13 protein-coding genes are annotated in these 17,850 nt (G+C 71.2%); 6 read left to right on the top strand and 7 right to left on the bottom strand.

All coding sequences use genetic code 11. From position 1 onward, the window contains the following. The first annotated feature begins 2 nt into the window (after nucleotides 1-2). Together ACEN96_RS25105 and ACEN96_RS25100 are read left to right on the top strand one after the other, a co-directional pair. On the top strand, nucleotides 3-209 hold the full coding sequence (locus ACEN96_RS25105; protein ID WP_495585737.1) for a DUF3311 domain-containing protein: 207 nt from the start codon (nucleotides 3-5) through the stop codon (nucleotides 207-209). Further along, on the top strand, nucleotides 206-1,675 hold the full coding sequence (locus ACEN96_RS25100; protein ID WP_495585736.1) for a sodium:solute symporter family protein: 1,470 nt from the start codon (nucleotides 206-208) through the stop codon (nucleotides 1,673-1,675). The genes ACEN96_RS25105 and ACEN96_RS25100 overlap by 4 nt, the downstream gene beginning before the upstream one ends. Here the strand turns inward: ACEN96_RS25100 and ACEN96_RS25095 are convergent. The 4 genes from ACEN96_RS25095 to ACEN96_RS25080 form a co-directional block, all read right to left on the bottom strand. Beyond that, a complete protein-coding gene (locus tag ACEN96_RS25095) occupies nucleotides 1,650-2,066 on the bottom strand; it encodes a response regulator transcription factor (RefSeq protein WP_495585735.1) in 417 nt (138 codons plus the stop codon). The two genes, ACEN96_RS25100 and ACEN96_RS25095, sit on opposite strands and share 26 nt — an antisense overlap. Nucleotides 2,067-2,074: 8 nt before the next feature. After that, nucleotides 2,075-2,722: a response regulator transcription factor gene (locus ACEN96_RS25090; RefSeq protein WP_495588685.1), complete on the bottom strand. Its 648-nt coding sequence runs from the start codon at nucleotides 2,720-2,722 to the stop codon at nucleotides 2,075-2,077. A 130-nt stretch (nucleotides 2,723-2,852) separates the two neighbouring features. Continuing rightward, nucleotides 2,853-3,536, bottom strand: a complete 684-nt coding sequence (locus ACEN96_RS25085) for a hypothetical protein (RefSeq protein ID WP_495585734.1) — start codon at nucleotides 3,534-3,536, stop codon at nucleotides 2,853-2,855. A gap of 164 nt (nucleotides 3,537-3,700) precedes the next feature. Further along, nucleotides 3,701-8,920 carry an AAA family ATPase gene (locus ACEN96_RS25080; protein WP_495585733.1) on the bottom strand — a complete coding sequence of 1,740 codons (5,220 nt, stop codon included), beginning with the start codon at nucleotides 8,918-8,920 and terminating at the stop codon, nucleotides 3,701-3,703. Nucleotides 8,921-9,199: 279 nt separating this feature from the next. Between ACEN96_RS25080 and ACEN96_RS25075 the strand changes: the two genes are divergently transcribed. Beyond that, complete coding sequence (locus ACEN96_RS25075) at nucleotides 9,200-10,486, top strand: epoxide hydrolase family protein (protein ID WP_495588684.1); 1,287 nt, start codon at nucleotides 9,200-9,202, stop codon at nucleotides 10,484-10,486. Nucleotides 10,487-10,497: 11 nt separating this feature from the next. On the opposite strand, the gene ACEN96_RS25070 is transcribed toward ACEN96_RS25075, so the two are convergent. Further along, nucleotides 10,498-11,925: an aldehyde dehydrogenase family protein gene (locus ACEN96_RS25070; RefSeq protein WP_495585732.1), complete on the bottom strand. Its 1,428-nt coding sequence runs from the start codon at nucleotides 11,923-11,925 to the stop codon at nucleotides 10,498-10,500. Nucleotides 11,926-12,019: 94 nt separating this feature from the next. Beyond that, nucleotides 12,020-12,922, bottom strand: a complete 903-nt coding sequence (locus ACEN96_RS25065; RefSeq protein ID WP_495585731.1) for a LysR substrate-binding domain-containing protein — start codon at nucleotides 12,920-12,922, stop codon at nucleotides 12,020-12,022. 124 nt (nucleotides 12,923-13,046) lie between these two features. Between ACEN96_RS25065 and aspA the strand changes: the two genes are divergently transcribed. From aspA to cuyB, 3 genes are read left to right on the top strand one after another with little or no spacing between them, the layout of a single operon-like run. Beyond that, nucleotides 13,047-14,459, top strand: coding sequence for an aspartate ammonia-lyase (aspA, locus tag ACEN96_RS25060; RefSeq protein ID WP_495585730.1), 1,413 nt, complete (start codon nucleotides 13,047-13,049; stop codon nucleotides 14,457-14,459). A gap of 60 nt (nucleotides 14,460-14,519) precedes the next feature. Beyond that, entirely contained in the window at nucleotides 14,520-15,863 is a 1,344-nt protein-coding gene (locus tag ACEN96_RS25055) for a dicarboxylate/amino acid:cation symporter (protein ID WP_495585729.1), read from the top strand. Between the two features lie 33 nt (nucleotides 15,864-15,896). Next, nucleotides 15,897-17,441 carry a cysteate racemase gene (gene cuyB, locus ACEN96_RS25050; RefSeq protein WP_495585728.1) on the top strand — a complete coding sequence of 515 codons (1,545 nt, stop codon included), beginning with the start codon at nucleotides 15,897-15,899 and terminating at the stop codon, nucleotides 17,439-17,441. Here cuyB and ACEN96_RS25045 read toward each other — a convergent pair. Next, complete coding sequence (locus tag ACEN96_RS25045; protein ID WP_495585727.1) at nucleotides 17,354-17,842, bottom strand: MarR family winged helix-turn-helix transcriptional regulator; 489 nt, start codon at nucleotides 17,840-17,842, stop codon at nucleotides 17,354-17,356. The genes cuyB and ACEN96_RS25045 overlap by 88 nt on opposite strands. Nucleotides 17,843-17,850: the final 8 nt, after the last annotated feature.

Below are 17,850 nucleotides of genomic sequence, written 5' to 3'. Positions count from 1 at the left end.
CGATGCGACTTCATCACTGGCTCGGGCTGCTGCCCTTCCTCCACGCGGCGCTCGGCCTGGCGGTGGCCAACCGCGTCAAGCCCTTCGTGCTGGGCCTGCCCTTCTTCATGGCCTGGATCATCGGCGGCGTGCTGCTGAGCGCGCTCGTGATGGCCTGCGTGTACCGGCTCGATCCGGCCAACCGCGCGCCGCAAGGGGAGGAGGAATGAACGCCGCGCTGGCCGTCATCCTGATCGCACTGCTGTTCGCGCTGGGCGCCGGCCTCTGGGCCCGGCGCGGCGTGCGCATGGACCTGGCGCAATGGAGCGTCGGCGGCCGCGGCTTCTCCACCGTGCTGGTCTTCGTGCTGATGGCGGGCGAGCTCTACACCACCTTCACCTTCCTGGGCGCCAGCGGCTTCGCCTACGGCCATGGCGGCGCGGCGCTCTATGTCCTGGTCTATACCTGCCTGGCCTTCGTGATGTCGTACTGGCTGCTGCCGCCGATCTGGCGGCTGGCCCGGCGCCATGGCGCGATGACGCAGCCCGAGGTGTTCGCCGCCGCCTACGGCAGTCCCGCGCTCGGCCTGCTGGTGTCCGCGGTGGCGCTGCTCGCGTTGGTGCCCTACCTGGTCGTGCAGATGAAGGGCCTGGGCCTGATCGTGCAGGTCACGTCCCATGGCGTGCTGTCGCCCGCCGTGGCCGTCATCGTGGGCGCGGTGGCGATGACGGCCTACGTGATGGTCTCGGGCATGCACGGCTCGGCCGTCACGGCGGTGGTCAAGGACGTGCTGGTGCTGGCGGTCTGCGCCTTCCTCGGCTTCTACCTGCCGGCGCACTTCCATGGCGGCGTGGGCGCGATGTTCGAGCGCATCGAGGCGGCTCGCCCCGGCTTCCTCGCCCTGCCGGAGACCGGCCGCAACGCCGCCTGGTTCGCGTCGACGGTGACCATGTCGGCGATCGGCATGTATCTCTGGCCGCATGCGTTCAGCGCCGTCTTCACCGCGAAGTCGCCGCGCATCTTCCGCCGCAACGCGGCGGTGATGCCGCTCTACGCGCTGGTGATGCTGTTCTCGATGTTCGCCGGCTATGCCGCCGTGCTCAACGTGCCCGGCTTGAGCGGCGGGCGGATCGACCTGGCGCTGCTCGAGCTGTCCATCCGCGCCTTCGATCCGTGGTTCGTCGGCGTGATCGGCGCGGCGGGCATGCTGACGGCGCTGGTGCCGGGCTCGATCATGCTGATCTCCGCGTCGACGCTGCTCACGCGCAGCCTGTACCGCCCGCTGCGGCCGAACAGCTCGGACGCGCATCTGATGCGCGTGTCGCGCCTGGCCGTGCCGCTGCTGATGGGCGTGACCGTGGCACTGACGCTGGGCGGCGGCGCGAGCATCGTCGCGCTGCTGCTGATCGGCTTCGCCGTCGTGGCCCAGCTCGCGCCGGCCTTGCTCACCGCGCTCATCGCGCCCTCGGCGGCCAATCACGCGGGCGCCATGGCCGGCATCGTCACGGGCGTGGGCTTCGTCATCGCCACGGCCATCGGCGGCCTGACGCTGCGCGATCTGATGCCGTGGGCGCCCCCCTGGCTGCAGGACCTGCATCCGGGCTTCGTCGGCCTGGTGCTCAACGCCAGCGTCATGCTGGCGTCGAGCCGGCTCAGGCGCCGGCCGGCGCTCATCCTTCCGCGGCCGTCTCCTTGAGCGCGCGCCGCATCCAGTCTTCCAGCTCCGCCGCGTCGATCGGCTTGTCGAGCACGCACAGCGCGCCTTGATGAAGCGCGCGGCGGCGCACGGACTCCGAAGTCAGCGCCGTGATGAAGACGGTGGGCACGTGGCAGCCGCCGTCCTGCAGCCGCGCGAGCAGCCCGATGCCATCGAGCTGATCCATGTGGATGTCGCAGACCAGGCAGTGCATGCGGGGCGCCACATCGGCGGCGAAGAACTCCGACGCCGACGCGAAGCTGCGCACCTGCCAGCCGAAGGCGCGCACCAGGCTGCTGGTGGCGGCGCGCACGAACGGGTCGTCGTCGACGATGACGACGAGCGCCGGCGGCGGCGCCGGGTCGGCGATCGAGGCGGGGTCGGCCAGCATGGGCTCGCTCAGACGGCCGCGTCCAGCAGGCCCAGCGACTGCATCTTGCGCACCAGCTCCGCCACCGAGCGGGACTGCATCTTGCGCATCGCCTGGCCCCGATGGATCTTGGCGGTGATCTCGGCGATGCCCATGCGGTCGGCGATCTGCTTGTTCATGAGTCCAGTCGCGACCAGGCCCAGCACCTCGCGCTCGCGCGCAGTGAGGCTGGACCAGCACTCGCGCAGGCCGCCGAGCGATTGGTCCAGCGCGAGCCGGCGCGCGTCGGCCGCCAGCGCGGCGACGACCGCGTCGATCATGTCCTGGTCGCGGAAGGGCTTCTCGATGAAATCGCGCGCGCCGGCCTTCATCGCGCGGACCGTCATGGGGACGTCCCCATGGCCCGTCATCATGATGACCGGCAGATGGCCCAGGCCGTGGCCCGACAGCGATTGCTGGAACGCCAGGCCGCTCTCGCCGCGCAGGCGCACGTCCAGCACGAGGCACGACGGACCCGCCGGCCTGGGGGCCGCGAGGAAGGCTTCGGTGGAAGGGAAGTCCAGCACCTGCAGGTCCATCGAGCGCAGCAGCCCGGCCAGGGCCGTGCGCACGAGCGGTTCGTCATCCACCACGTAGACGGTGCGGGGAGGATCGGTCCGCGACGCGGCCTCCGGCATGGAGGCCGATCGGGCGGTCGAGGCGTACGCGTGCTGCATGCTGGACATCGGGATCACATCAGGCGCGAACGGTAGCAGAGCCCGCCGTCCGGCGCCTCCTATACGAAGGGATATCGGGTGGCCGCCCGCCTCAGTGGGCCTGCGCGGTCGCCGTGCCCAGCGCCGAGACCAGCGTCTGGTAGCGGTCGCCGCGCTTGAGCGTCTCGTAGCGTTGGCGCGCCGCGACGTAGTCGGGCGAGCTGCGCGAGAAGTCGCCCTCGCTGCGATCGAACGCGGCCAGGCCGGATTCGCGGTAGATCTGCAGATCGGCCAGCACTTCCGCGCGGCTGAGCGGCTTGTCGTTCATCGAGGTCATGCTGAGCTGCTCGTAGCGCGCCAGGGCCTGCCGCTGCTCCTCGGAGATGGTGGACTGCTCGCCATCGCGCTGCTGTGCCTGCGCCAGACCGGACGCTTCGTAGCGGCGCAGGTCCTCCAGCACCTGTTCGCGTGTCAACGGCTTGGCGCCGTTGATGGCCATGTGGGTCAGCGCCAGATAGCGCCGGCGCGCCTGCTTCCAGGCCTCGGTGCCGACCTGCGACTGGGAGTCGTCGCGCTCCAGGGCGGCCAGCCCGGAGTCCTGATAGGCCTTGAGGTCCTGCAGCACCGCGGCGCGCGTCGTCGGCGAGGTGGTGGAGGCGGCCGGCTCGGCCGCGAACGCGACGGACATCAGGCCGGCCAGCAGGGCGCCGCTCAGCGTGATCGCGAGCAGCAGGCGCTGCGGGGTAGCGCTCGTGGCGCCGGAGGAGGGGGTGAACGGGGAGGTGCGGTTGATCATGGGAAGCTCCGTGCATCGGTGCCCCCGGCGACGCGGGCGGCGCAGGATGCGATGCCCGCCGCCGGGGTGGCGGATCGCGGGGGGCCGTCGGCCTCGATCCGCGATGCCTCCATGGGACCAGGGCCGCGGGCGCCGACCAATCCGACCAAGGGATGGCGCGCCCCCTACGACGGTTGGGGCTCGGTCAGATCGCTGGCGCTGCGGGCTGCTATGGCCGGGCTGGCGACGGTGTCCGTCTGGTCAGGGCCGGGCATGCCGCCGGCTTCCCCGGCGGCGGGCAGCTCCAGCGCGACCCGCGTGCCGCGCGGCGACGCCGCCGAGAAGACCAGCGTCCCGCCGTGGGCGCTCGCGATCGACTTGCAGATCGCCAGGCCCATGCCCATGCCCGAGGCCTTGGTGGTGAAGAACGGCTCCAGGATCTGGCCGAGCGCCTCCGGCGAGATGCCTTCGCCGCGGTCCTCGACCACGACCCGCACCCGGCCGGTGCCATCGCTTCCCCACGAGAGCGACAGCCGGCGTTGATCGGCCGGCGTGCCGGCCATGGCCTCCGCGCCGTTCATCACCAGGTTGATCACCACCTGCTGAAGCTGCACGCGATCGCCCATCACCCGCGTCACGGTGTCGCTGCCGGCGAGCTCGAGCGTCACGCCGAGCTCGGCGAGCGAGCCGCCCACCAGCGTGGCGCACTCGCGCAGGGCCTCGCCCAGGTCCACTTCGGCCAGCCGCGGCTCGACCTTGCGCGTCATCGCCCGCAGGCCCTGGATGATGGTCTTGGCGCGGCGCGCGCTCAGTCCCACGTGGCGCACCATGGCCAGCGCCTCGCCCACCTCCGGCTGCGCGCGGTCCAGCCAGCGGCCCGCGGCGCTCGCCGAGGTGTCGATGGCGCTCAGCGGCTGACCGATCTCATGCACGATGGAGGCCACCAGCTCGCCCATCGCCTTGAGCCGGCTGGCGCGCTCGAGTTCCGTGAGCGCGGCGCGCAGACGCTCCTCGGCGGCCGCGCGCTGCCGGTTCTGATCGACCGCCTCTTCGTAGAGCCGGGTGTTCTCGAGCGCGAAGGCGGCCTGCGACGCGATCACCTCCAGCAGCTCGGCCTTGGCCGCGGTGAACACCCGCGGGGCCAGGTTGTTTTCCAGATGAAGCACGCCGATCAGCTGGCCGCGCCGCATCATCGGCACGCACAGCAGCGACCGTGGGCGATGACGCTTCACGTACTCGTCCTGGGCCAGGGCCTGCGATTCGCGCGCGTCGTCCAGCTGCGCGGCCTGCTGCGCGCGCGCCACTGCGTGGAGCACCGACAGGGGCAGCACCTCGCTGGACACCGGCGCCTGCTGCTGCGCCACGGCGATGACGCCCGCCTGCACGCGCGCCGTGGCGCGGACCAGCCAGGAGCCGCCGCGCAACAGCGCCAGCGCGCCGTACTCGGCGCCCGCGCTCTCGAGCGCGGTGCGCATGGTCGTGTCGACGACGCGTTCGGGCACCAGCTCGCCGCCCAGCGCATGGCTGATCCGCAGCACCGCCTGGACATCGAGGCTGTGCAGCCGCGTGGTCGGGAAGCTCGTGGCTTCGGGCTCGAGCAGATCGGCATGGCGCGCCTGGAGTTCGCGCTGCTTGGCCGCCGCGCCCCAGCGCTGCCAGGCGGCCACCGCATGCCGCAGGTAGGCGCGCCCTTCGATGCCGCGATCCCGCGCCAGATGGAACTCCGCCGCGAGCTCCGACGCCAGCGCCTCGACCTGCGTGAGCTGATGGCGCCGGGCCTGCGCCACCGCGTCGGCATAGTGTTCGGCCGCTTCGGCATGGCGGCCCTCGCTGCGCGCGTGCTCGGCACGGACCAGCGCCCATCGCGCGCCGAAGTTCTCCGGGCAGTGCGACGACCACGCGGCCAGATCGGCCATGTGGCGCCGCAGGGCCTGCGCGTCCTCGTCCGGGATGGCGCCGCCCGCGTCGGCGAGCAGGGCCAGCGCGCCGTAGAACGGCAGGTCGCCGTACTCGGCGAACGCCCGGCCGGCGCCCTGGCAGGCTTGGGCGCGCCGCCGCGCCCTGCGCGCGGCGGCGAAGTCACCAAACAGGACGCCGGCCTGCAGGCGGTAGACCCAGTAGGCGAGGTCGACCAGCGTGGGCGTCGCCGACGCCAGCGGTTCCGCCATCGTCTCGTCCGTCGAGGCGCGGCCCGCGCCCTCGCCCCGCCCCGCGAGCTCGACCCCCTGAAGCTCGTTCAGCAGCGTGCGCTGCGCCAGCAACGCATCGACGACCAGCTGGAAGCCGGCGTCGCGCGCGCGCGCCAGCGCGGGCTCCACGCTCAGGCGGACGTCGGCCAGGTATTCGCCGGCGAAGAGCATGCCGGTCGCCCGGTTGCGGCCGCAGTAGAGCGCGAAGGTGTGGTCGCCGACGCGCGTGGCGACGTCGAAGGCACGATCGAAATACGGCCGGGCGCTGCGCGCCGGCGTCGTCCACGGCACCACGAAGGTGGCATAGGTGTGAAGGACGCGCGCCTGGTAGCGGCTCAGGCCGCGCTCGTTCACCAGGTGCAGGGCCAGCTCGCCGAAGGCGCGCGAGGTGGCGAAGTCGCCGTGGCGCGCGCCCAGCACCTGGATCATGCAGACGTAGCCGTTGGCCGAGGCATCCGCGTGGCCGTGCGCGATGGCCAGCCGCACCATGCGCAGCAGCATCAGGTCCACCAGACGCTGATCGGAATAGAGCGCGGGCGGCAGCAGGTCGGCGAAGACGTCGACCATGGCGCGGCGCCGGGGATCGGTGTCGCTCGGCAGATCGCGCAGCGCCTGCATGCCGTGCGTGTCGATCCACGCGCGCACCGCGCGGTACTCGGCATCGACCTGCGCATCGTCCGGGCGCCGCGGCAGCTCGAAGCCAGCTTGCCGCAGGAAGCCCAGCCCCACGTCCAGCGCGTCGTCATAGCGCCCCAGCGCGGTGTACAGCGCGGCGCGCAGCCGCGCGAGCTCGGCGCCGAACACGCCGTCGCCCGCCAGATCGGCCAGGCCGGCAAGCCGCTCCTCGGCCTGCGCCAGCGCGCCGGTCATGAACTCGGCCTCGCCGCAGAGCAGGGCGGCCTGCAGCGTCTCTTCGCCGCGGTCGCCGTCGAACCAGCGCAGCGCCTGGCGGAAGTACACCAGCGCCGCCGCGTGCGCGGTGGCGGCCTTGGCGCGCCGGCCCGCCTCGAGATTCGCCCGCGCGAAGGCGCGCCGCTCGTCCCCCGGGCTCTGCGAAGGGGCCGCGAAGTTGGCCTGCGTCGCGAGCAGGTAGACCGGCACGCTCGACGGCGGCGCCGACCGCAGCCGCCGCGCGATGGACAGATGCAGCGCTGTCTTCGTCGAGGCGGGCTGCGACGCCAGCACCGCGTCGCGGACATGGTCGTGGGTGAAGCCCCAGGCATCGCCGTCGGCGCTCACGAAGCCGGCCTCCGCCGCGGCGGCCAAAGCCGGCGGCACCGCCTCGGGCGCGACGCCGCCCGCCAGCGCGAGCAGCGGTGTCGCGACCCGGTCGCCGAGCGCGGCCAGCATCCTCAGCAGCGACTGCGTGGGGCCAGGCAGCTCCTCGAGGTCCAGCGCCAGCAGGCCGCCGACGTCGTAGAGGCCCGGCTCCGCGCGGATGCGGCGCAGGTCCCAGGTCCAGGCGCGCCGCGCCGGATCGTGCCGCAGCAGCCGGCCCGCGAGCAGCCGCGTCAGCAGACGGCGGATGAAGAAGGGATTGCGGCCGGTCCATTTCTCCACCAACTGCTGCAGCTCGGCGAGTGCCGTGGTGTCGGACTCCACCTGTCCCAGCGCCCCGGCGATGAGCTGGCGCGTGGACGCGCTGTCGATCGGCGTGAGGTCCAGGTGCAGCGGAGCGACCCGGGCGTTGGGCGCGGGAGAGGGCGGCGGGAGCTGGCCAGGGACCGGCGAGCGGATCGATCCGAGCACCAGCAGGGGGGCTTGCGCGTGATCGGCCAGCAGGCGGTCCAGCAGCCGCAGCGTCTCGTCGTCCGCCCACTGCAGATCGTCGAGGACCAGCACCAGCGGGCGCTCCGGCCGCGCGAAGGCGGCGATCAGCCGGCCCATCGCGTGCATCACCAGCTCACGCTCGAAGATCAGGGCCAGGTCGGTGATCTGCGGCGAGCCCCCGTCGGCCGGCAGGTCCAGCAGCGCTCGCAGCTCCGGCAGCAGGCCGGCCACCGTGCCGGAGACGGGATGCGCGGCCTCGCGCAGGCGCTGACGCCAGCGCGCGAACTCGCGTTCGTCGCTGCTGAGCGCCACCTGCAGCAAGGGACGCAGCGCCCGCGTCATCACGTCGAAGGGCAGGGCGCTGCCGGCGGACATGCACTTCGCCGTGGCGACCAGCGGCGCGTGACCGCCCTCCAGGCGCGTCACCAGTTCACGCAACAGCCGCGACTTGCCGATGCCGGCGTCTCCATGAATGAAGGCGGTGCGCGCGCCGCCTCCCGCGCTCACCGCCTCATAGAGCGCCTGCAGCTGGCGCAGCTCCGCGTCTCGCCCGAGCACCGGCATCGCATGGTCCCAATCCGCCATCGCGGAGCCGGCGTTCAGCGCGAAGGTCGGAATGCCGCCGTGCTCGTCCAGGAGCTCCTCGCACGCGGTGAGGTCGGCGAGCAGCGCGGCCGCGTCGGCATAGCGCAGCTCGGGCGGCTTCTCGAGCAGGCGGCCGATGATGCGGGACAGCTGCATCGGCACATCGGGTCTCAGGCGATGGGTCAGGGCGGGGCGCCGGGTCGCGTGCGCATGCAGCCGGGCGGCGGCGTCGGCGGCCTCGAAGAGCGGCGCATGCACGAGCAGCTCATGAAAGATGGCGCCCAGCGCATACAGGTCGGCGCGGACATCGGGCCTGAGGTTCATGCGCGCGCCGAGCTCCGGCGCCAGGTAGTCGAAGCTCGCGTCGTCCCATTCGGCGGCGTCGTCCGCGGGCGGCTGCGCGTCGATGCCGGCGTCCAGGCGCGACGCCATGCCGAAGCCGAGGAGACGCGCGTGGCCCGTCCGCTCGTCCACCAGGATGCGGTCCGGCGTGAGCGCCCGATGCAGCACGCCCGATCGATGCATGCCGGCGACGGCCGCCGTGATCGCGCCGGCCAGCCGAAGGAAGCGGCGCACGGGCAGGCCGGGCTGGGCCAGCTGCCGCAGCGGCAGCCCGCCCGGGTCGCTGGCCAGCAGGAGCAGCCGCTGGCCGCTCGGGACCAGCGCTTCAGGCGTCGCGGCCCAGCTGCCGCTCAGCGCCTCGCGCAAGGCGTACTCCCGCTGCAGCAGCGACAGCAGCGCCGCGGAGTCGTCCCGGCTCCCGATCAGGAGCCGGGAGGAGCCATCCTCCAGCCAGACGCGATGCAACCGCGCGTCGAGGCGGCGAGCGGATGGAAAGGGCAGATCCGAGAGTGGCGGCATGCTGTTTGATGTAGGGAACACTACATGAAATTGCATCATAGGATCTGATGCTTCGGTTCGCAAGCCGGGCGCTGCGGCCGGGGCTGCCGCTGGCGATGGGCGCCTGCCTCCCATACCTTGGTTGCGCCCCGCTGAACGAGGGTGCTATGGGCCGCGAGCGCCGGGTTTGGTGTGATGCGACGCCTCGATCCACACACTCTCAGGAGCATCCCCATGTCCGACTTGAATCCGCCGCGCGCCAATGCCGCGCGCCGCCACTTCCTCGCCGCCTCGGCGCTGGTGAGCGCTTCCGGGCTGAGCCTGCTGGCCCGCGCCGCCGAGGCCGGCGCCGGCCCGGCCTGGACCGGCGCCCTCGCCGCCGGCCCGACGCAGGCCGCGCCCGGCGACACCAGCCTCCGGCCCTTGCGCATCGACGTCCCGCAGACCGCGCTGGACGACTTGAAGCGGCGTCTGGCGGCCACGCGCTGGCCGGACCGCGAGACGGTGCGAGACACCTCGCAGGGCGTGCCGCTGGCCACGCTGCGCGGCCTGTGCGCCTATTGGGGCGGCGCCTACGACTGGCGCCGGCTGGAGCGCTCGTTGAATGCGCTGCCCCAGTTCGTGACGCAGATCGATGGCGTCGACATCCACTTCCTGCATGTGACGTCGCGGCATCCGGGCGCGATGCCGCTGCTGATCACGCATGGCTGGCCCGGCTCCATCCTGGAGATGGTCAAGACCATCGGCCCGCTGACCGATCCGACCGCGCATGGCGGCACGGCGGCGGATGCCTTCGACGTGGTCATCCCGTCGATCCCGGGCTACGGCTTCTCCGGCCGGCCCGCGGAACTGGGCTGGGGCCCGGAACGCGTCGGGCGCGCCTGGGCGGTGCTGATGGAGCGGCTGGGCTACACGCGCTACGTGTCACAGGGCGGCGACCATGGCTCGGTGATCTCCAACGCGATGGCGCGGCTCCAGGTGCCGGGACTCGCGGGCATCCACGTCAGCATGCCGCCGACCGTGCCCGCTGAACTCGTCAAGCCGATCAACGCCGGCGATCCGCCGCCGGCCGGTCTGTCCGCGGCCGAACGCCTGGCCTTCGAGACCTTGAGCCGGTTCTTCGCGAGGAACGCGGCCTACGGCGCGCTGATGGTCACGCGGCCGCAGACGATCGGTTATGCGCTGTGCGACTCGCCGGCCGCGCTGGCCGCGTTCATGTACGAGAAGATCGCCGAATGGACCTTCAGCGACGGCCAGCCGGAGCGGGTGCTGAGCAAGGACGAGATCCTCGACGACATCACGCTGTACTGGCTGAGCGACACCGGCGCGTCCGCCTCGCGCTTCTACTGGGAGAACAACAACAACAACTTCAGCGCCGCACACCAGCGCACCGCTCAGATCCGGCTGCCGGTGGCCGTCACGGTCTTCCCGGGCGAGATCTATCGGGCGCCGCGCTCGTGGACCGAGCGGGCCTATCCGTCCCTGGCCTACTTCCATGAAGTGGATCGCGGCGGGCACTTCGCCGCGTGGGAACAGCCCGAACTCTTCGCCGCGGAGATGCGCGCGGCCTTCCGCGCGCTGCGCTGACGCCGGGCGGCTCAGCCGGTGGTGATGGTCTTGGGCTCGAGGAAGGCTTCCAGGCCCATCACCCCGAACTCCCGTCCCAGTCCCGACTGCTTGACCCCGCCGAACGGGGCCAGCAGATCGGGCGCCACGCGGTTGATCAGCACCGTGCCGGCCTGCAGGCGGCCGGCGATGCGGCGCGCGGCGTCGAGGTCCTCCGAGAAGACGTAGGCCTGGAGCCCGTAGGGCGAGTCGTTGGCCACCGCCACCGCGTCGTCCTCGTCGTCGACGGCCAGGATGGAGAGCACCGGGCCGAAGATCTCCTCGCGCGCGATGAGCATGTCCCCGCGGACATCGGCGAACACCGTGGGCCGCGCGAACCAGCCCCGCTCGAGGCCGGCCGGGCGGCCCGGTCCGCCGGTCACCAGCGTGGCGCCTTGCTCGAGGCCGCCGCGGATGAAGGACTGCACCCGCTCGAGCTGCGCCCGGCCGACCATGGGACCGACGCTGGTCGCCGGATCGCGCGGGTCTCCGACCTGCATGGCTTCCACGGCGGCGCGCACGCGCTCGACCACTTCCGCCATCCGGTGCCGCGGGACCAGCAGCCGCGTGCCCGCCACGCAGGCCTGGCCGCTGTTCATGAACGCGGCGGCCACGGCCAGCGGCACGGCGGCATCCAGATTCGCGTCATCCAGCAGCAGCGATGCGGACTTGCCGGTCAGCGCCAGGCTGACGCGCTTCATTCCGTCGATGCCGGCCCGCGCGATGAGCTTGCCGGTGGGCGTCGAGCCGGTGAAGGACAGCTTGGCGACCGCGCCGTGGCTGGCGAGTTCCGCGCCGACGTCGGCGCCGCGCCCGGTCACGATGTTCACGACGCCCGGCGGCAGGCCGGCCTCATGGATCGCCTGCGCCATCACCTGCGCCTGCCAGGGGCTCAGCTCGCTGGGCTTCACCACGGTGGCGCAGCCGGCCGCCAAGGCGGCGGCGAGCTTGCTGGCCATCGTCCCGCTCGCCGCGTTCCATGGCGCGAAGAGGCCCGACACGCCCACGGGCTCCATGCGCAGCGTCGAGACGCCGTCCACGCCGGCGGGGCGCTCGAACACGTAGTGCTCCAGCGTGCGCGCCGCCTGCCCGAAGCAGTCGGACGCGTACCGGGAGACCCAGCGGGAGCGGGAGAAGGGGCCGCCGTACTCGAGGATGGAGGACTCGCACAGCGCGTCGGCGTGCGCGAGCATCGCGGCCTGCAAGCGCTCGAGCAGGGCGATGCGCTCGGCCTTCGAGGTCCGGCCGAAGGCGGGCTGCGCCCTCGTGGCGGCGTCGATGGCCGATCGCACGTCCTCGCGGTTGGCCAGCGTGGCGCGGCCGATGACGGCCTCATTGGCGGGATTCACGATCTCGACGGTCTCGCTGCCCCTTGTCGGCGTGAAGCGGCCGTCGATGTAGCTGTGGGTGATTTTCAGCATGGCGATGCCTTCTGCGGATGCAAGAAGCCATCAATGTAGGGAGCGCCTCGATCGCCGGTAACCATACGAAGGTTTCCCGGGCGAGGGCGCCTCGTCACGCGCGTGCCGCCAGCAGCTCCCAGATCCGCTCGACCATCTCGTTGCCGCGATCCGCCTGCCGATACAGGCGCACTTCCAGCTCGCAGGTCCAGCGCGCCGCGCCGGCCACCACCAGCCGGCCTTCCTTCACGTCGCGCGTCACCGCGCTGACCGGCAGCCAGCCCAGGCCGTGCCCGGCCAGCACCATGGCCTTGAGCGCCTCGGCCATGTGCGTGTCGAAGGTCCTGGCGAGGTGGAAGGACTCGCCCGCGTTGAGCAGGATCATCTCGACCACCTGGCCGAGGTAGGTGCCCGCCGAGTACGACAGGAAGGGCACCGCGCCATCGACGCGTCCGGGCAGCTTGAACTTCGGGGCGCCGCTCGCCAGCGGCGCGGAGAACGGCGCCATGCGCTCGGTGGAGAGCCGCAGGTGCGGGAAGCGCTTGGGATCGAGCAGCACCGGCAGCTGCGGATGGTGGTAGCCGAGCAGCATGTCCGTCGCGCCCTCGGTCAGCGCCCGCGCGCCGTCGGCGACGTTGACCGCGTTGACATGCGCGAGCACGTTGCCCAGCGCCGCCCGCAGCTCGTTGAGCCATTGCGGGAAGAAGGTCAGCGACAGCGTGTGCGCCACCGAGAACCGGATCGAGTTCTGTGCCGTGGAGGTCTGCCCGCGCAGCAGCGCGCGCATGTCGTAGGTGCGCCGCAGCAGGTCGTTGGCGAACTCGCGGAAGATGCGCCCCGACGGCGTCAGCTGGATGCGCGAGCCGCGCCGGTCCACCAGCTCCACGCCCACCCATTCCTCCAGCGACTGGATGTGCCGGCTGAAGGTCGGCTGCGACACGTTGCGCCGCTCGGCGGCGCGGGCGAAGCCCTTCGCGTCGGCCAGCGTCAGGAAATCCTCGATCCATCTGATCTGCATGCCGCCTCCTGGCGTGATCCGGTTTTTCGCACTCCGTCATGCGAAATGTGAATCATAGGATTGGATTCAGGCCACTCGCTCCTAGCATCCATGCACTTTCTGCAACTCACCCGCAGGCAACGGCATGGCGACCACACGCATCGAGCACGATCTTCTCGGCGACCGGGAGGTGCCCGCCGGCGCCTACTACGGCATCCACACGCTGCGCGCGGTGGAGAACTTCCCGATCAGCGGCATCCCGGTCTCGGTCTATCCGGATCTGGTGAACGCGCTGGCCGCGATCAAGCAGGCCGCCGCCCGCGCCAACCTGGAGCTGGGGCTGCTCAGTCCCGCGATCGCCGGCGCCATCGACCAGGCCTGCGAGCTGGTGCGGCAGGGGCGCGCGCATGACCAGTTCGTCGTCGACGTGATCCAGGGCGGGGCCGGCACCTCGACCAACATGAACGCCAACGAGGTCATCGCCAACCTCGCGCTGGAGCTGCTGGGCCATCCGAAGGGCCGCTACGCCGAGCTGCATCCGAACGAGCACGTCAACATGAGCCAGAGCACCAACGACGTCTACCCGACGGCGCTGAAGGTGGCGGGCTACGCCGGCGTGCAGCGCCTGATCGAGGCGATGGCGGTGCTGCGCGCGGCCTTCCATGAGAAGGCGCTGGAATTCGCCGGCGTGCTGAAGATGGGCCGCACGCAGCTGCAGGACGCGGTGCCGATGACGGTGGGGCAGGAGTTCTCCACCTACGTGGTGATGCTGGAGGAGGACATCGAGCGCCTGCGCGAGGCCTCGCGCCTGATCCTGGAGATCAACCTGGGCGCGACGGCGATCGGCACCGGCATCAACGCGCATCCGGACTACGCGGCCAAGGTCTGCGCGCACCTGGCGCGCATCACCGGCATCGAGGTGCTGACCGCGCCCAACCTGGTCGAGGCGACGCAGGACTGCGGCGCCTTCGTGCAGCTCTCGGGCGTGCTCAAGCGCGTGGCGATCAAGGTGTCCAAGGTCTGCAACGACCTGCGGCTGCTGTCGTCCGGCCCGCGCGCCGGGCTCGGCGAGATCCGCCTGCCGGCCATGCAGGCCGGCTCGTCGATCATGCCGGGCAAGGTGAATCCGGTGATCCCCGAGGTCGTGAACCAGGTGGCCTTCGAGGTCATCGGCAACGACCTCACGATCTCCTTCGCGGCTGAAGCCGGGCAGCTGCAGCTCAACGCCTTCGAGCCCATCATCGCGCACAGCCTCTTCAAGAGCGTGAACCACCTGCGCGCCGCGCTGCTGACGCTGGCCGAGCGCTGCGTGCGCGGCATCACCGTCGACCGCGACGCGCTGCGCGAGAGCGTGCAGCGCTCGATCGGCCTGGTGACCGCGCTGAATCCGTACATCGGCTACGAGAACGCCACGCTCATCGCGCAGGAGGCGCTGCTGAGCGGCGCCAGCGTGTACGACCTGGTGATCCACAAGGGACTGCTGACGGCCGGCCAGCTCGACCAGATCCTGCGGCCCGACGTGCTCACGCAGCCGCGGGCGCAGCTGCAGCTTCAGTAAACAGGGCGGCGCGCAGACGCCGCTTCCCCATTCGCCCGCGGCGCGGGCAGGAGACAAGCGATGAAGTTCAACAAACTCACCACCTGGATCGGCGTGGCGCTGGTGCTGGGCATCGGCGCCGGCGCCGTCTGTCACGCGAGCGCGCCCGACGCGGCGGCGGCCAAGGAGCTCGGCGGCTACTTCAGCATGGTGGCCGACATCTTCCTGCGGCTGGTGAAGATGATCATCGCGCCGCTGGTGTTCGCGACGCTGGTGGCCGGCATCGTCGGCATGTCCGATGGCAAGAGCGTCGGCCGCATCGGCGCCCGCGCGATGGGCTGGTTCGTGACCGCCTCGTTCGTGTCGCTGCTGCTGGGCCTGATGTGGGCCAACCTGCTGCATCCGGGCAAGGCGATGAACCTGCCGCTGCCCGACGCGCATGCGGCGACCAACCTCAAGACGGCGTCGCTGAACTTCAAGGACTTCCTGACCAACGTCTTCCCGAAGAGCATCTTCGACGCGATGGCCTCGAACTCGGTGCTGCAGATCGTCGTGTTCTCGCTGTTCTTCGGCTTCGCGCTGCGCGCGGTGCGGGACCGCGCCGGCGAGGCGATGGTGTCGGCGATCGATGGCCTGGTGCACGTGATGATCAAGGTCACCGACTACGTCATGCTGTTCGCGCCGGTCGGCGTGTTCGCGGCGGTGGCCGCGGCGATCACGGTGCAGGGACTGGGCGTGCTGGGCACCTTCGCCAGGTTCATCGCGAGCTTCTACCTCGGGCTGTCGTCGCTGTGGCTGGTGCTGGTGCTGGCGGGCTATCTGGTGCTCAAGGGCCGCGTGTTCCGGCTGCTGGGTCTGGTGAAGGAGCCGACGATGATCGCCTTCTCGACCGCCAGCAGCGAGGCCGCCTATCCGAAGACGATGGAGCAGCTCAAGAAGTTCGGCGTCAAGAGCGAGGTGACCGGCTTCGTGCTGCCGCTGGGCTACGCCTTCAACCTGGACGGCTCGATGATGTACCAGGCCTTCGCGGTGCTGTTCGTCGCGCAGGCCTATGGCGTCGAGATGTCCTTCGCCGCGCAGCTCTCGCTGCTGCTGTTCCTGATGATCAGCAGCAAGGGCATGGCGGGCGTGTCGCGGGCCTCGCTCGTGGTGGTGGCCGCGACGCTGCCGATGTTCGGGCTGCCCGAGGCGGGCCTGCTGCTGATCATGGGCGTGGACGTGTTCCTCGACATGGGCCGCACGGCGACCAACGTCATCGGCAACAGCCTGGCCACCTCGGTGATCGCGAAGTGGGAAGGCAAGCTGGGCAGCGAGGAGATCGACGCGGACGAGGGCGCCGGCGCCGCGCGCGCGGGCGAAGCGGCCACGGCGGCTCACGCGATGGATCGGCCTCGTCACGCGCGCGTGGCCGGGCAGGCGGTCTGAGCGCGGCGCGACGCTGAAGCCGAAAGCTTCCTCATGCAGTACACCCACGCGCCGTACCGCTTCGGCATCGTTGGCGGCCTCGGGATGCTGGGCGCCGCCGATCTGTTCTTCAAGCTGACGCAGGCGCTTCCCGCCTCGCCGGGGGAAGGGCAGGCCGGGTTGATCTTCGAGCAGCGCCCGTTCCACGAGGGGCTGGATCCGGGAGCGGCCGACGCGTCCCAGAGCGGGCGCAAGCTCTATGTGTTCGACCTGGTGCGCTCCTTCGAGTCGCGTGGCGCGCAGGCGGTGCTGCTGCCCTGCTTCCTGAGCCACACCTTCCTGGCCGAGCTGCAGGCGGAGGTGAAGGTGCCCATCGTGGACATGATGGCGGCGCTGAAGGCGGACATCGAGCGCCGCCATGTGAAGGCGCGCCGCATCGGCGTGCTGACCTCCGACCACGTGCGTGCGAAGCGGCTGTTCGAGCGCTACTTCGGCGATGACCGCTGGGAGCTCGTGTATCCGGACGCGCGGACGCAGGACGAGTGCGTCATGGCGGCCATCTACGGCGCCGAGGGGCTCAAGAGCGGCCATCTGCGCGCCGGTCCGGTCGATCTGCTCGCGAGCGCCTGTCAGGCGCTGATGGATGAAGGGGTCGATCTCATCGTGCCGGGCTTCTCGGAGATCCCGGTCGCCATCGACGCGCTGAGGAGCCGCGGCTTTCCGGTGCTGGACTCCAACCTGGCCTACGTCCGGGCGGCGACGGCGCAGGAGCAGAGCGGCACGGCGCCGGTGAAGGTCGGCGTGGTGGGCGGGGTGGGGCCTGCCGCCACCGTGGACTTCCTCGGCAAGCTGGTGCGCAACACGCCGGCGGCGCGTGACCAGGACCACATCAAGGTGGTGGTCGAGCAGAACCCGCAGATCCCCGACCGGACCGCCAACCTGATTGGCGACGGCGTTGATCCGACGGTGTCGCTGTACTCGACCTGCAAGCGGCTGGAGGCGGCGGATGCCGCGCTGATCGCGATCCCGTGCAACACGGCCCACGCCTTCGTCGCGCGCATCCAGCCGCACCTGTCGATTCCGATCGTCAGCATGCTGGAGACGGCGGCGGAGCATCTGCGGGGCCACCTGGCGCCCGGCGCGAAGGTGGGATTGCTCGCCACGTCCGGGACCGTCCAGAGCGGCATCTATGCCGAAGCCCTCGAGCACGCGCAGCTGGCGCTGCTGCTGCCCGATGCGCGGCATCAGGCGCTGGTGATGTCGGCGATCTACGGACCGGAAGGCGTGAAGGCGGGGTTCACGAGCGGCCGGTGCTCGCAGGAGCTGCATGCCGCGCTCGAGCATCTGGTGGATCGGGGCGCGCAGGCGATCATCCTGGGCTGCACCGAGCTGCCGCTGGTGATCGCCGCCGACGAGGCGCTGCCGGTGCGTGGGCGGGCGATCCGTGTCGTCGATCCGACCGACCTGCTCGCCAAGCGATGCGTGAGCCTGGTCATGTCGCCCGCTGCGCCTCAGTCCGGCCAGCGCTCGTCCTCTGCCGAGGTGCCGGTCGCCGCCGCGAGCAAGGACTGGAACAGCCGCACCAGCTCACCGGTCTGATCCCCCAGGGGGGCGAAGAACGCCTGATCGGTCGCTTCCACGACCTTGGTCGCCTTGGCGGCGACCTTGCGTCCGGCGGCCGAGACGGAGATGAGCTTCGCGCGGGTATCAGTCGGATGCGGCGAACGCTCGAAGTAGCCCAGCTTCTCCAGCGCCCGCACCACCTGTGAGGTCGTCATGGGATCGCTGCCGGTGATCTGGGCGAGCCGTGCCTGCGTCATCGGCTCCTGCCGGCTGAACCAGCTCGCCACGGCCAGCGCGACGAACTGCGTGTGCGTGATCCCGAAGGCCTGCAGCGCGTTGCGCTGTTCCCGTTGCCAGGCATTGGCGATGCGCCACAACAGGAAGCCGGGGCTTTCGTAGGGGCCGGAGAACTGAGTGGGCAGGGGCTTGGTGGCCATGGCGGTCG

Source organism: Roseateles sp. Mitsp63, from assembly GCF_059491535.1.
The sequence above is the reverse complement of the archived record's forward strand: the minus strand, read 5'-3'. Positions and strand labels throughout refer to the sequence as shown.